At 70.2% G+C, this 15,067-nt stretch carries 12 protein-coding genes; 8 read left to right on the forward strand and 4 right to left on the reverse strand.

Annotated features, from left to right (window positions below):
* The first annotated feature begins 142 nt into the window (after positions 1–142).
* The 6 genes from GA0115254_RS10300 (at position 143) to GA0115254_RS10325 (ending at position 8,519) form a co-directional block, all read left to right on the forward strand.
* Positions 143–1,969, forward strand: coding sequence for an acyl-CoA dehydrogenase (locus GA0115254_RS10300; protein ID WP_093894973.1), 1,827 nt, complete (start codon positions 143–145; stop codon positions 1,967–1,969).
* A gap of 110 nt (positions 1,970–2,079) precedes the next feature.
* On the forward strand, positions 2,080–2,703 hold the full coding sequence (locus GA0115254_RS10305) for a Uma2 family endonuclease (RefSeq protein ID WP_093895156.1): 624 nt from the start codon (positions 2,080–2,082) through the stop codon (positions 2,701–2,703).
* A gap of 97 nt (positions 2,704–2,800) precedes the next feature.
* Positions 2,801–4,099 carry a M18 family aminopeptidase gene (locus GA0115254_RS10310; RefSeq protein WP_093894974.1) on the forward strand — a complete coding sequence of 433 codons (1,299 nt, stop codon included), beginning with the start codon at positions 2,801–2,803 and terminating at the stop codon, positions 4,097–4,099.
* Between the two features lie 104 nt (positions 4,100–4,203).
* Positions 4,204–4,425, forward strand: coding sequence for a DUF6458 family protein (locus GA0115254_RS10315; RefSeq protein ID WP_093894975.1), 222 nt, complete (start codon positions 4,204–4,206; stop codon positions 4,423–4,425).
* Between the two features lie 131 nt (positions 4,426–4,556).
* A complete protein-coding gene (locus tag GA0115254_RS10320; RefSeq protein ID WP_093894976.1) occupies positions 4,557–7,580 on the forward strand; it encodes an AfsR/SARP family transcriptional regulator in 3,024 nt (1,007 codons plus the stop codon).
* Positions 7,581–7,751: 171 nt separating this feature from the next.
* A complete protein-coding gene (locus GA0115254_RS10325) occupies positions 7,752–8,519 on the forward strand; it encodes a DUF4232 domain-containing protein (RefSeq protein WP_093894977.1) in 768 nt (255 codons plus the stop codon).
* A gap of 108 nt (positions 8,520–8,627) precedes the next feature.
* On the opposite strand, the gene GA0115254_RS10330 is transcribed toward GA0115254_RS10325, so the two are convergent.
* Entirely contained in the window at positions 8,628–10,454 is a 1,827-nt protein-coding gene (locus GA0115254_RS10330; RefSeq protein ID WP_093894978.1) for an NHL domain-containing thioredoxin family protein, read from the reverse strand.
* A 64-nt stretch (positions 10,455–10,518) separates the two neighbouring features.
* Here GA0115254_RS10330 and GA0115254_RS10335 point away from each other — a divergent pair, with 64 nt between their 5' ends.
* Positions 10,519–11,010, forward strand: coding sequence for an LURP-one-related/scramblase family protein (locus GA0115254_RS10335; protein ID WP_093894979.1), 492 nt, complete (start codon positions 10,519–10,521; stop codon positions 11,008–11,010).
* Between the two features lie 27 nt (positions 11,011–11,037).
* Here the strand turns inward: GA0115254_RS10335 and GA0115254_RS10340 are convergent, their stop codons facing one another.
* Positions 11,038–11,838, reverse strand: a complete 801-nt coding sequence (locus GA0115254_RS10340) for a carbon-nitrogen family hydrolase (protein WP_093894980.1) — start codon at positions 11,836–11,838, stop codon at positions 11,038–11,040.
* 170 nt (positions 11,839–12,008) lie between these two features.
* Between GA0115254_RS10340 and GA0115254_RS10345 the strand changes: the two genes are divergently transcribed.
* Positions 12,009–12,833, forward strand: a complete 825-nt coding sequence (locus tag GA0115254_RS10345) for a maleylpyruvate isomerase family mycothiol-dependent enzyme (RefSeq protein ID WP_093894981.1) — start codon at positions 12,009–12,011, stop codon at positions 12,831–12,833.
* Positions 12,834–12,914: 81 nt separating this feature from the next.
* Here GA0115254_RS10345 and GA0115254_RS10350 read toward each other — a convergent pair whose 3' ends face one another.
* Positions 12,915–14,225 carry an MFS transporter gene (locus GA0115254_RS10350; protein ID WP_093894982.1) on the reverse strand — a complete coding sequence of 437 codons (1,311 nt, stop codon included), beginning with the start codon at positions 14,223–14,225 and terminating at the stop codon, positions 12,915–12,917.
* On the reverse strand, positions 14,222–14,929 hold the full coding sequence (locus GA0115254_RS10355) for a GntR family transcriptional regulator (RefSeq protein WP_093895157.1): 708 nt from the start codon (positions 14,927–14,929) through the stop codon (positions 14,222–14,224). Before GA0115254_RS10355 ends, GA0115254_RS10350 begins: the two co-directional genes overlap by 4 nt.
* Between the last annotated feature and the right edge of the window lie 138 nt (positions 14,930–15,067).

Genomic DNA, 15,067 nt, shown 5'->3' on the forward strand with positions numbered 1-15,067 from the left:
CTTGGAGGGTTGCATCTTATTACTGACGGGTAGCATCATCGGAGAGGTCAGCTGATATACGCACCGCCAGCTCGTCGCCCGCCCGGCCCACACCCCTTCCCGGGGTGCTGCACGCCACTGCTATTGATTACGGAGCCTTCCCATGGGGCACTACAAGTCGAATCTCCGCGACATCGAGTTCAACCTCTTCGAGGTGCTCGGGCGCGACAAGACGTACGGCACCGGTCCGTTCGCCGAGATGGACGTCGAGACGGCGAAGAGCATCCTCGACGAGGTCGCCCGCCTCGCGGAGAACGAGCTGGCCGAATCCTTCGCCGACGCCGACCGCAACCCGCCGGTCTTCGACCCGGAGACCAACACCGCGCCGGTCCCGGAGAGCTTCAAGAAGTCGTACCAGGCGTTCATGGACTCCGAGTACTGGCGTCTGGGCCTGCCCGAGGAGATCGGCGGCACCACCTCCCCGCGCTCCCTGATCTGGTCCTACGCGGAGCTGCTGCTCGGCTCGAACCCGGCCGTCTGGATGTACTCCTCGGGCCCGGCGTTCGCCGGCATCCTCTTCGACGAGGGCAACGAGGCGCAGAAGAAGATCGCCGAGATCGCCGTCGAGAAGCAGTGGGGCTCGACGATGGTGCTGACCGAGCCGGACGCCGGTTCGGACGTCGGCGCGGGCCGCACGAAGGCCATCGAGCAGGAGGACGGCTCCTGGCACATCGAGGGTGTGAAGCGCTTCATCACCTCGGGCGAGCACGACATGTCCGAGAACATCATCCACTACGTGCTGGCCCGCCCCGAGGGCGCAGGTCCGGGCACGAAGGGCCTCTCGCTCTTCATGGTCCCGAAGTTCCACTTCGACTGGACCACGGGCGAGCTGGGCGAGCGCAACGGCGTGTACGCGACGAACGTCGAGCACAAGATGGGCCTCAAGGCGTCCAACACCTGCGAGATGACGTTCGGCGACCAGCACCCCGCCAAGGGCTGGCTGATCGGTGACAAGCACGACGGCATCCGGCAGATGTTCCGCATCATCGAGTTCGCCCGCATGATGGTCGGCACGAAGGCCATCGCGACCCTGTCGACCGGCTACCTGAACGCGCTGGAGTACGCCAAGGAGCGCGTCCAGGGCACGGACCTGTCGCAGTTCATGGACAAGGCCGCCCCCAAGGTCACCATCACGCACCACCCCGACGTGCGCCGCGCGCTCATGACGCAGAAGGCGTACGCGGAGGGCATGCGCTCCCTCGTGCTGTACACCGCCTCCGTCCAGGACGCGATCCAGGAGAAGGAGGCCGCGGGCGAGGACGCGAAGGCGCTGCACGGCCTCAACGACCTGCTGCTCCCGATCGTGAAGGGCTACGGCTCCGAGAAGTCGTACGAGCAGCTGGCGCAGTCGCTCCAGACGTTCGGCGGCTCCGGGTACCTCCAGGAGTACCCGATCGAGCAGTACATCCGTGACGCCAAGATCGACACGCTGTACGAGGGCACGACGGCGATCCAGGGCCAGGACTTCTTCTTCCGGAAGATCGTCCGCGACCAGGGTGCCTCGCTCAATGCCCTCTCCGAGGAGATCAAGAAGTTCCTCGCAGGTGCCCAGGGCAACGAGGAACTGTCCGGTGCGCTGGACTCGCTCGCCAAGGCGGCCGTGGACCTGGAGGCGATCGTCGGCACGATGATCACCGACCTCACGGCGACCGGCGAGGACGTCAAGAACATCTACAAGGTGGGCCTCAACACCACCCGCCTGCTGATGGCCTCCGGCGATGTCGTCGTCGGCTACCTGCTGCTCAAGGGCGCGGCCGTGGCGGCCGAGAAGCTGCCGGCCGCCTCCGCGAAGGATGTCGCCTTCTACCAGGGCAAGATCGCCGCCGCGAAGTTCTTCGCCGCGAACGTCCTGCCGGGCGTCTCCGCCGAGCGCGCGCTCGCCGAGTCCGTCGACAACTCGCTGATGGAGCTGGACGAGGCCGCGTTCTAAGCCTTCTCCGCCCCAGATCGTCAACACGCACCGTCACCCGGACACGCTTTCGGGTGGCGGTGCTGTCGTATCAGCTGGGTACGCTGGCTGCAGCGCTCAGAATCCCGTCCATGGGAGGAACCATGACCGCCGAGGCACTGCCCGACTCGCTGCACCGTCAGCCGGACGGCTCCAGGTGGCCAGTCCCGCCAGCGGACGGCTTCACCGTGGACGAATTCTTCACGCTTGACCTCCCGCCGCACACCGAGCTGATCGACGGGAGCCTGGTCTTCGTGAGTCCGCAGCGGAATTTCCACACGCTGGCGATGTACCTGCTGGAGCAGGGGCTGCGGCAGCACGTCCCAGACGACCTGCGAGTGCGCCGCGAGATGGCCGTCGTGCTCGGCAGGCGCAACGCGCCGGAACCCGATCTCGTCGTGGTGAAAGCCGATTCCGTGGCGGGGTTGCGCCAGACCCGCTACGAGGCCGCCGATGTCCTGCTCGCCGTCGAGGTGGTCTCCCCCGACTCCGAGGACCGCGACCGCGACACCAAGCCTCACAAGTACGCGGCGGCGGGCATCGGGCACTTTTGGCGGGTCGAAATGAGCGGCGAGCACGACCGGCCCGTGGTGTGGACGTACGAGTGCGACGCTGTGACCAAGAAGTACGTCTCCACCGGCGTCCACCACGACCGGCTGAAGCTCTCCGTCCCGTACGACATCGACATCGACCTGACCGCAATCGACGAGTTGTAGGCCGCCCCTCGTGGCCGTCGCCCCGGTCGCGTCACGGCATCACCCGCCCCGGGGCGACGGTGAAACCTCCCGGTCCGGCCTCGTTACAGTGAAGAACATGAGTTCCTCCCTCCGCTTCGACCGCGGTCACACCGACGACCTGATGGCCTTCCTGATGGCCTCCCCCTCCCCGTACCACGCCGTGGCCACGGCGGCCGAGCGGCTGGAGAAGGCCGGATTCCGGCAGGTCGAGGAAACCGCGGCCTGGGACGGCACCAGCGGGGGGAAGTACGTCCTGCGCGGCGGTGCGATCGTGGCCTGGTACGTGCCGGAGGGCGCCGCGGCGCACACTCCGTACCGGATCGTCGGGGCGCACACCGACTCGCCGAATCTGCGGGTCAAGCCGCTGCCCGACACCGGTGCGTACGGCTGGCGGCAGATCGCCGTGGAGATCTACGGCGGGACGCTGCTCAACACCTGGCTCGACCGGGACCTCGGTCTCGCCGGCCGGATCTCGCTGCGCGACGGCACGCAACGGCTGGTGAACATCGACCGGCCGCTCCTGCGCGTACCGCAGCTGGCCGTGCACCTGGACCGTTCCGCCAACCCCGACGGCCTGAAGCTCGACCGACAGAAGCACATGCAGCCGATCTGGGGGCTCGGGGACGTCGAGGAGGGCGACCTGATCCGCTTCGTCGCCGAGGAGTCGGGCGTCGACGCCGAGGACGTGACCGGCTGGGACCTGATGCCGCACCCCGTCGAGCCGCCCGCCTACCTGGGCCGGGACCGTGAGCTGCTGGCCGGGCCCAGGATGGACAACCTGCTCTCCGTTCACTCCGCGACCGCCGCGCTCGCCGCCGTCGCCGGGCAGCCGGACGCCGAACTTCCGTACATCCCGGTCATGGCCGCCTTCGACCACGAGGAGAACGGCTCGCAGTCCGACACCGGCGCCGACGGACCGCTGCTCGGCACGGTCCTGGAACGCTCGGTGTTCGCCCGCGGCGGTACGTACGAGGACCGTGCCCGCGCCTTCGCCGGGACCGTCTGTCTCTCCTCGGACACCGGTCACGCGGTCCACCCCAACTACGCCGAGCGCCACGACCCGACCCACCACCCGGTGGTCAACGGCGGACCGATCCTCAAGGTCAACGTCAATATGCGGTACGCGACCGACGGCAGCGGCCGGGCCGTGTTCGCGGCGGCGTGCCAGAAGGCGGACGTGCCGTGGCAGACGTTCGTCTCCAACAACTCGATGCCGTGCGGCACCACGATCGGCCCGATCACCGCCGCCCGGCACGGCATTCAGACCGTGGACATCGGCGTCGCGATCCTGTCGATGCACAGCGCCCGTGAACTGTGCGGTGCGGACGATCCGTATCTGCTGGCCAACGCGATGACGGCGTTCCTGGCGGGCTGAGTCTCCCCCGCTCCGACCGCAGCCCCGGGCATGGTCGTTGCCGGGCCGGGTACGCGATCCGTACACCGGCCCGGAACCGCCGGGCCGTCGAGGAGGCGGGATTCATGGGACTCGGAGGATGCATCATCCTCATCGGTGCCGGGGCGATACTGGCCTTCGCCACCGACTGGAAGATGGACACCGTCGACGTCGGCCTGGTCGGCTGGATCATGATGATCGTCGGCATCGTCGGGGTCTTCGTCTACTCAAGCATCGCGCGGCGTCGCCGGATGGTCGTGCCGCCCAGTACCACTGTCGTGTCCGAGGACGAGCGCCGCTACCCCTGACCCGCGGTGCCGGTCAGGTCGCGCTCCGCCGACCGGGCGTGACCCGTCGTCGACCCCTCGGATCCCCCGATATTCTGGGACTTGTCCCGAGCCCCACCTCGGGCGTATCCCGCCCGGAAGGGGAGACACTCGTGGAGTTCCGGTTGCTCGGCACCGTCTCCGTCGACACACTCACCGGGCCGCTGTCACTCGGTCCCGCCAAACGCCGCAGCCTGCTCGCCGCGCTCCTGCTGTCCGCCAACACACCGGTCCCCATAGCCCGGTTGACGGACTGCCTGTGGGACGACACACCGCCGCTGCACGCCCGTGGCGTCATCCAGGGACATGTGTCCCGGCTGCGCGCCCTCCTGGTGGGCGCGGACGCGGAGGCGTACGGGGTGGAGCTGGTCACCCTCGGCGACGCGTATCTGCTGCGGGTACCGGAAACCCTGCTGGACTCCCAGCGGTTCGAGGAACTGCTGATGCTGGCCCGGGAGCAGCGCAGCCCCGCCGACTCCGTACTGATGCTCAAGGAAGCCCTGTCGCTGTGGCAGGGACCGGCACTCAACGGCGCGTTCGCCGGTCCGCCGCTCCAGGCGGCCGCGCACTCACTGGAGGAGTCACGGCTGGCGACGGTCGAGCAACTGGCTCTCGCCTACGCGATGCTGGGGGAGCACAACCGGGCTGCGTCGGTGCTACGGGCGGAAGCGGTTGCGCATCCGATGCGGGAGTCGTTGGCGGCGGCCTTGATGACGGCGCTGTACCGGGCGGGTCGTCAGTCGGAGGCACTGGACTGGTTCCACCGCACGAGGCGACTGCTCGCCGATGAGCTGGGGGTCGACCCGGGACACGAGCTCGCCGATGCGTACGCGCTGATCCTGCGCGGCGACCCCGGGCCGGACGCCGCGCGGGACACCGCACCGGACGCCCGACGGAACACGGCCGACGGCCCGGCAGCGCCGACGCGCGGTCCGGGCCGGCCACGCAGCGGCCCCGGCAGTGGCACGGGCAGCGAGAGGGGCCACGGCGGTGGGAGCGGTCACAGCAACGGCACGGACATCGCCAACAGCAACGGGGCCGTGCCCATGGCCCGTCCGGTGGCCGAGCATCGGGCCGGGCCGGATGCGGGGGCCGAACCGGCCGACCGCCCGGGCGGCTCGATCAGCGATACGGGGGGCGGAACGGGAGCCGGTGCGGACTCCGCCCGCGGCCTGCCGCCTCTCCGTCCCCTCCCCCTGCCGCCCCTTGTCGGCAGGCCGCACCCCACCGATCTGCTGCCCCGTGCACCCCGCGGCTTCCACGGGCGGGGTGCCGAACTGGCCGCGCTCACCCGGGCCGCGGCCGGCGAAGCGCCCGTCTGTCTGGTCACCGGACCGGCCGGCGTGGGAAAGACCGCGCTGGCCCTCCAGTGGGCGCACCGCAACCCCGCCGCCTTCCCGGACGGACGGCTCTTCGCCGATCTGCGCGGATTCAGTGACACCGGTGAGCCCGCGCTCATCGAAGTGCTGCGTGAGTTCCTGCTGGCACTCGGCGTCGCGCCGCGCCGCGTCCCCGAGTCCGTCCCCGCCGCAGCGGCGCTCTTCCGTTCCCTGACCGACCGGCGTCGGCTGCTCATCATCCTCGACAACGCCCGCGACTCCGCCACGGTCAGGCGGCTGCTGCCGGGCGGTACCGACTGCGTCACGCTGGTCACCAGCCGGCACCGGCTGGAAGGCCTCATCGCCTCGGACGCGGCACGTCCCGTCCCGCTCGGCATACTCGAACCGCAGGACAGCACGGCCCTGCTGGCCGGTGTCCTCGGCGAGGAACGGGTCCTCGCCGAACCGGTGGCGGCCCGCCGGCTCGCCGGGCTCTGCGGAGGCCTGCCGCTCGCCCTGCGTGTCACCGCGGCCCGGCTGGCCGGGCGTCCGCAGTGGACGCTGGCAGGACTGGCCGACGAACTGGCCGACGAGCACAGCCGGCTGACGTACCTCGCCGTGGACGACACCGGTGTCTCGGCCGCGCTGCGGCTGACCGTGCAGCAGCTGCCGCCGGACGCCGTCCACCAGTTCGCCCGGCTCGGCCACCACCCCGGCAGCCACGTCGACCCGTACACGGCCGCCGCACTCGCCGGCACGGACCCGGTCGTCGCGGCGGCGGCGCTGGAACGGCTCGCCACCGCCCACCTCGTCACCGAGACGGCACCCGGTCACTGGGTGCTGCACGATCTGGTACGCCTCTACGCCCGCGGTCTGGACCCCGCGTCCGGGTCCGAGGCCCTCGTCGGTGTCCTCGACCACTACATCGCCACCGCGCTCGCCGCCGCCGACACGGCCGAACCCGGCGGTGAGCCCTGCTTCGTCCTGCCGGACGACTACCACCGCCCCGCCGCGACAAGGGACTTCACCGACCGGGCGGCGGCGATGCGCTGGCTGGCCACCGAACGCGACGACCTGGCCCTGGCCGCCGTCGCGGCCAGGGCCGCCGGGCTCGACGACCGGGCCTGGCGGATCATCCTGCTCCAGTGGCCACAGGTGGTGTGGCGGGTACGGGACAGCTGGGCCCCGCTGCTGGAACTGGCGCTGGACTCCGCCCGCACCGAGAGCGATCCGTACGCCGAGTCGCGGGTGATCAATCTGCTGGGCTGGGTGCTGACCGCGGAGGGCAGGACCGCCGAGGCCGCCGCCCTGCTGGAACGCTCCCCCGGCCTCGCCCGGCAGGCCGGCGACCGGCTCGGCGAGGCGACCGCGCTGATCAACCTGGCCGTCGTGCAGGCCGAGGAGGGCGCGCTCGACATGGCACTGAAGGGCTGCGGACGGGCCGTGGGCCTGGCCCGCGAAGAACGCGACGCACACACCGAGATGCTCGCGCTGCAGCACCTCGCCCGGATGCAGCTCACCGCGAACCAGCCGCAGGACGCCCTCGACTCCGCCCGGACGGCGCTCGACCTCGGGCCCGAGCACGAGGAGGCCGCACGCCGGGTGCTGCTGCTGACCATCAGCGGCGAGGCCCGTCTGGCACTCGGCGAGGAGAGCGAAGGCATCCGGATGCTGGACCGGGCGGCCGAGGAGGCGGAGCGCGCCGATTACGACGAGGGAGCGGTACGGGCCCTCGAAGCGTTGCTGCGGGTGACGGCGCGGTCGGAATACCGCAAGCGGTACGAACAGGCGGTCCGGCGGCTCGCCGACGACGGGTGAGCCACACCCCCGCGCAGTGACGTGAGGGGGAGGGGCGAGGCGTCAGCGGGACGTTAGCGGGACAGCAGCAGAACATGAGCGGCGGACCCCAGACTCCTACATGTCAGCAGGTCAGAGGCGCACGCCACATGACCCGGCGTTCGCCTCACCGTCACACTCGGGGGAATTTCCATGAGTACGCTCCGCAACCGCACCACCGTCCTTGCCGCCGCGACCACCGCCGTGCTCGCCCTGGCCCTCACCGCCTGTGGCGGCGACGATTCCGGCACGAAGTCCGCCGGCCCGGCGAAGAACGACTCCGCACCGGCCGCCTCCACGTCCGGGTCCGCGAAGGACACCGGCACCACGACGGGCGGCGACACCACCGGGGGTGGCGACACCACGTCGGGCGGCAGCACCGCGAAGAACACCAGCGCCTCGAAGGGCGGCGGCACGGCAGGGGGCAGCAGCACCAAGACGGGCGGGAACACCAGCGACAGCTACGCCTACAAGCACCCGTGCAAGAGCGGGGACCTGTCGGTGCGCGTGTACCCCCGCGAGGGTTCGGCCACCCAGCACGTGATCGAGGTCAACAACGTCGGCGCGAACTCCTGCGGCCTGAGCTACTTCCCGCAGGTCAGCCTGGGCGCCGCGAAGGCCTCGGACCACAGCTCCGACATCAGGCCGGCCGTTCCCGGCGGCCTGGGCGGCGCACCCGCGTACCCGGTCAAGCCCAAGACGGCCGCCATCGCGGTGATCGACCTCAACCCGAGCGGTGCGAACGGTCTGACCTGGATCAACGAGATGAACGTGCTCGCCGACGGCGACCACATGCCCAACGCGGAGACGCAGAACTTCGAGCTCGGCCCCGATGTGAAGGTGCGCGACCCGAAGCTCGGCCTGTACCGGAGCACGGTCGCCGAAGCGGTGAGCTCCATGAAGCAGGCGGGCACCTCCTGACCCGCTGAGCCGGGCCGTACGACGAGCCCCGCGGGACGCGGCCCCTACCTCGCCGCACACACCGCACCCGGCGCAAAAGGCCCTCCGTATCCGGGGCTCCGCGCGCCGTCAGGCCTGCTCGTCCATCCCTGCCAGCACCAGCGGCAGCCGGGGCGTTCCTTCCGCGGTCACGCGGACGGGGACGCCCCAGTCCTGCTGGTGGACATGGCAGGCCGGGTACTCGTTCTCCGGGTCGTCGTCGCAGGACGCCGCCATCGCGGACACATGCAGGACGCCCTCGGTGACGCCGTCGGCCAGGACCAGGTCACGGAACAGATCGGTACCGGGACCGGAGCCCTCCGCCAGCAGCTCGGGCGGGGTCGCCGAGACCAGCAGCCGGGTCGAGGGACCGTACCGGGTGTCCAGCTTCTGCCCGGCGGGGGCCTGGAAGACCACATCGAGCCGGAGCGTGCCCGGGGTGATCTCGGTGGCCGCGCGCTGCGTGTGGTGCGCCTGACCGGCGACGCGTACGGCCTCCTCCGGGAGCCGCAGCCGGGTCAGCCGGTGCCGGGCGGACTCGACGACGACGAGATCGCCTTCGACCAGCACGGCGTCGCTGGGCTCGCGCAGATCCGTGGCCAGGGTGGTCACCTCACCGCTCGCGGGGTCGTAGCGCCGCAGCGCGTGGTTGTACGTGTCGCACACGGCGACGGACCCGTCGGGCAGCGCGGTCACCCCCAGCGGATGCTGGAACAGGACCTGATCCGCGGCACCGTCGCGGTGCCCGAAGTCGAAGAGGCCGGTGCCGACGGCTGTACGGACGGCGAAGCCGGTGCCGTCGCGCTCGACGTACCGCAGGGCGGACGTCTCCGAGTCGGCGACCCACAGCCGCTCCCCGTCGGCCGACGTGGCGAGCCCGGAAGGCTGGGCGAACCAGGCCTCGTCGGCAGGCCCGTCGACCAGGCCCTCGTTGGTCGTGCCCGCCGCGACCTGCACGGTCTCCGTCTCGGGGTCGTACGTCCACAGCTGGTGCACACCCGCCATGGCGATCCACAGCCGGTCCGCGAACCAGGCGACGTCCCAGGGGGAGGAGAGGTCGACCTCGCGGGCCGGGCCGGTCGCCGGCGAACCCTGCCACCACTGGCGGCCGGTACCGGCGAGGGTCGTCGTCACCCCGGTGGTGAGGTCGAGGGCGCGGATGGCGTGGTTGACGGTGTCGGCGACCGCGATCCGGCCGTCGGGCAGCACGGCCAGCCCCTGAGGCTCGGAGAACCGGACCTCCTCGCGCCCGCCGTCGGCGAACCCCCTGTCCCCCGTGCCGACATGACGGCTGACCGTTTCACCGTCACGCTCGATCTCGACCAGGCGGTGGCGGGTGGTGTCGGAGACGAGGAACCCGCCGTCCGGCAGGAGCAGGGCCTTGCCCGGGAAACGCAGATGCGTGGCCACCGGCTCGGGCGCGACATAGGGGCCGTCGCCGCGGCGCAGCGTACCCTTCGCGCCGTGCTCGGCCTCCAGCTCCTCGACCAGCTTCGCGATGGCGTGCGCATGGCCCTCGCCCGCGTGCTGGGCGACGACATAGCCCTCGGGGTCGATGACGACAAGCGTGGGCCAGGCCCGGACGGCGTACTGCTTCCACGTCGCCAGTTCCGGGTCGTCGAGGACCGGGTGGTGGACCTCGTACCGCTCGACGGCGTCGACGACGGCCTGGTGCTCGGCCTCGTGGACGAACTTCGGCGAGTGCACACCGATGATCACCACGGTGTCGCGGTGCTTTTCCTCCAGCTCGCGCAGCTCATCGAGGACATGCAGACAGTTCACACAGCAGAACGTCCAAAAATCCAGAATGACGATGCGCCCTCGCAGGTCAGCGAGGGTGTACTGCTGGTCGCCTGTATTGAGCCAGCCGCCCTTGCCGATCAGCTCGGGGGCCCTGACGCGCGCACGTGTTGCCATATCGACAGTCAACATCACCGTGGCCCCCACGCATTCCGGAGGGTCTTGAGGGAACCTGTGAGCCATGAGATTCCTGGTGCGTGAACGGCTCTTCGCTGTCGGTGACGACTACTGGATCGAGGACGCGGACGGCCGCAAGGTCTTCCTCGTGGACGGCAAGGCCATGCGGGTGCGTGACACCTTCGAGCTGAAGGACACGCAGGGCCGGGTCCTGGTCGAGATCCGGCAGAAGCTGCTCAGCCTGCGCGACACGATGCTCATCGAGCGCGACGGCGAACAGCTCGCCACGATCAAGCGCAAGCGGCTGTCGCTGCTGCGCAACCACTACCGGGTCACGCTGGTGGACGGCACCGAGCTCGATGTCAGCGGCAAGATCCTGGACCGCGAGTTCGCCATCGACTACGACGGGGAACTGCTGGCCCAGATCTCACGGCGTTGGCTGACCGTCCGGGACACGTACGGGATCGATGTCGTACGGGAGGACGCCGACGCGGCACTGCTCATCGCCGTATCGGTGTGCGTCATCGTGCTCGCGGACAAGGAGCACGAGGGCTGACCTCGGCGCGTTTCACGTGAAACGTGATTACTCGCCCGTCTCCGGCCGGACCAGCCCCAGGCGACGGTCCTTGAGCGCCGGGAACTGCGCGCGCGTGGCGGCGACCTTCGACGGGTCGAACTCCACGGTGAGCACCGCCTCGTCCGCGCCCGCCTCGGCAAGCACCTCGCCCCAGGGGTCGACGACGATGCTGTGCCCGGCCTGCTGGATTCCGGCATGGGTGCCCGCGGTGCCGACGGCCAGGACGTACGACTGGTTCTCGACGGCGCGTGCCTGGGCCAGCAGCGTCCAGTGGGCGCGACGGCGCTCCGGCCAGCCCGCCGTGACGATCAGCGTCTCGGCGCCCGCGTCGACCAGGCCGCGGAACATTTCCGGGAAGCGCAGGTCGTAGCAGGTGGCGAGGCCCAGGGTGGTCTGCGGCAGGGCGACCGTGACCAGTTCCTCGCCGGCGCCCATCATGACCGCCTCGCCCTTGTCGAAGCCGAAGCGGTGGATCTTGCGGTACGCGGCAGCCCGCTCGCCCTCGGGGGTGAAGACGAGCGCGGTGTTGTAGAGGGTGCCGTCGGCCGCGCGCTCCACGAAGGAGCCCGCGTGCAGCCAGACCCCGGCGTCGGCCGCGGCCTTCGCCATGATGTCGTGGGTGGGCCCCTGGAGCGGCTCGGCCTCGTCCACGAAGTCGCTGTACGCGAACGCGCCGACCGGCCAGAGTTCGGGAAGAACCACCAGATCCGCACCGCGCTGGGCCGCGATCAGCGAAGCCGCGCGTTGCCTACGGGAATTGACGGATTCGTCCGGGTCTACTGCGATCTGGATGAGGGAGGCGCGCACACTACCACCGTCCTGGCATTCGAGCCGTCAACACGGGCCTACGATCGTCACACGAAAGCACTGCCGGGGTGCCTGCTCGCAGCGTAACTTAGCGATCGAACCTCCCACGCAGCCCGCCGCCCGCGCCCAGCACTCCAGCCCATGCACCGCAGAACCGCACGAGGGGTCCCGTGACCGTCCATCCCAGCCTCCAGACCTACACCGATGCCTGGACCCACTCCATCGAGTCGATCGCCGAGCTGGTGAAGCCGCTCGCCGAGGGAGAGTGGAACCGCCGTACGCCGTGCCCCGCCTGGTCGGTGCGTGACATCGTCTCGCACGTCATCGGCATGGAGTGCGAGCAGCTCGGCGACCCGCGTCCGATCCACACGCTGCCGCGCGATCTCTACCATGTACAGAACGACTTCGCTCGCTACATGGAGATGCAGGTCGATGTGCGGCGCCACCACACCGCGCCGGAGATGACCTCCGAGCTGGAGTACACGATCATTCGCCGCGCACGTCAGCTGCGCAACGAGACACGTGACCCCGAGACCATGGTCCGGGCGCCGCTCGGCGCCGAGCAGACCCTCGAACTGGCGCTGCGGATGCGTGCCTTCGACGTCTGGGTGCATGAGCAGGATCTGCGGGCGACGCTGGGGCAGCCCGGCAATCTGGACTCCCCCGGCGCTTCTGTCGTCCGGGACACCCTGCTCGCCGCGCTGCCGAAGGTGGTCGCCAAGGACGCGGGTGCACCGGCCAATTCGGCGATCGTGCTCGATGTGCACGGGCCGATGGAGTTCCTGCGCACGGTCAGGGTCGATGCGGAGGGCCGCGGTTCGGTGGACGGTTCGCCGTCGCTCGGGCCCGCGGTGACGCTGGCGATGGACTGGGAGACGTACTTCCGCCTCGCCTGCGGGCGGGTGCGGGCGGGTGCGGTCGTGGACCGGATCAAGGTCGAGGGCGACCAGGATCTGGCGGAGGCGATCCTGCAGAACTTCGCCGTGACGCCGTAGCGTCACGGCGCCGCCCCACCGTGGTCGGCGGCGCCCGTCGTGCGAGGACGGGCGCGCCGCCGATCAGGCGCGACAGGCGCGTTACGCGGGTACGTGCACGGCCTCCACGCGGCTGATCACATGGTGGTCCCGCTCGCGGTGCGTGGCCCGGGAGTGGAGCCGCAGAATCTGTACGACGCCGAGCGCCTCCAGCACGAAGACCGAGGCGAACGCGATCCGGTAGTTGTCACCGGTCGCGTCCAGCAGCACGCCGACGGCGAACAGCGTGGTCATCGAAGCGATGAAGCCGCCCATGTTCACGATGCCCGAGGCGGTGCCCTGGCGCTCCGGCGGGTTGGCGGGCCGTGCGAAGTCGAAGCCGATCATCGAGGCGGGACCGCACGCGCCGAGCACCACGCACAGGACGATCAGCAGCCACATCGGCGCACGGTCGCCCGGGTAGAAGATGGTCGACGCCCAGAGCAGGGCCGTCACGGTGACCGTCCCGAGGGCCAGCGGGGCGCGGGCCTCGTGGTGGCGGGCGATGATCTGCCCGTAGACCAGTCCGAACGCCATGTTGGAGAGCACCACCAGGGTGAGCAGCTCACCGGCGGTGGACCGGCTCAGCCCCTGTGCCTCCACCAGGAACGGAAGCCCCCACAGCAGCAGGAACACCATGGCCGGGAACTGCGTGGTGAAGTGCACCCACATACCGAGCCGGGTGCCGGGCTCCCGCCAGGAGGCGGCGATCTGCTTGCGTACGTAGGCGGCGCCCGCGTGCTCGGCGGGCGGCGGCTCGTGGCCCTCGGGGTGGTCCTTCAGGAACAGCAGGAGAAGCACAAGGACGAGAACCCCGGCGGCGGAGCTGCCCACGAAGGTGGTGGTCCAGCCGAATCCGTGCAGGGCCCTCGCGATGAACAGCGTCGAGACGAGGTTGCCCGCCATTCCGAAGAGCGCGGCGACCTGACCGATCAGCGGACCGCGCCGGGCCGGGAACCAGCGGGCACCGAGCCGCAGCACGCTGATGAAGGTCATCGCGTCGCCGCAGCCGAGCAGCGCCCGGGACGCCAGCGCCGTGCCGTACGAGGGGGAGAGCGCGAAGCCGAGCTGCCCCAGGGTGAACAGAACGGCCCCGAGGGTGAGGACCTTCTTGGTGCCGAGCCGGTCGACCAGCAGGCCGACGGGTATCTGCATGCCCGCGTAGACGAGCAGCTGAAGGATGGAGAACGTGGAGAGTGCGGAGGCGTTGACGTGGAACCGGTCGGCGGCGTCCAGTCCGGCAACACCCAGGCTGGTGCGGAAGATGATGGCGACGAAGTAGACGGCGACGCCGATGCCCCAGACCCATGCGGCACGCCGGCCGCCGGGTGGATCTCCGGGCAGGGACAGGGTGGGAGCGGCGGCGGAACTCACCGGTCCTCACCCCTGACCAACACCTTGACCCGGCTGACATGTCGCCGCACGACCTGTGCGGCACCGTCCGCGTCACCCGACCTGATCGCTTCGAGCAGCTCGCCGTGCTCGGTGATGTTGGCGGCGATCCTGCCCGGGTGCGCCTCCATCACGGCGACGCCCATCCGCAACTGCCGGTCGCGCAGCTGGTCGTAGAGGCGCGAGAGGATGTCGTTGCCCGCGTTGCGCACGATCTCCGCGTGGAAGCAGCGGTCCTTCACGGACACGGCGGCCAGGTCACCGGCCTCGGCCAACTGCCGCTGCTCATCGAGAAGCTCCTCAAGCCGTCCGATCAACTGCGCAGAGGCGGGGACGGCCTTGCGGGCCGCGAACTCCTCGACGAGCAGCCGGGTCTCCACCACGTCCGCGATCTCCTGCGCGGAGACGGCGAGAACGAGAGCACCCTTCTTCGGATACAGCTTGATCAGCCCCTCGACCTCCAGCCGCAGCAGAGCTTCGCGCACGGGCGTACGGGAGACACCGACGGCCTCCGCGAGATCGCCTTCGGTGAGGAGCGTGCCGCCTTCGTAGCGGCGGTCCAGGACCGCCTCCTTGATATGGGCGTAGACGCGCTCGGCGGCGGGGGGCTGCTTGACGGAGGACTTCACGGTCGGCTGCGCGGCGGACTTCGCAGAGGGCTTCACGGCTGGGGGTGCGGCAGGCATGTACACAGCATAGATACAACATGCGTACATGAGGAAACCCGTCCGGGATCCGGACAGGTGCGGGACGGGGGCCACCCCGTGGCCCGAACCACCCTTAGCTCCGAAATTGCCTCAGGAATCAGCACATCCTTCCTTCGG

Origin of the sequence: Streptomyces sp. Ncost-T10-10d (genome assembly GCF_900091955.1) — a bacterium.
Classification (GTDB): domain Bacteria; phylum Actinomycetota; class Actinomycetes; order Streptomycetales; family Streptomycetaceae; genus Streptomyces.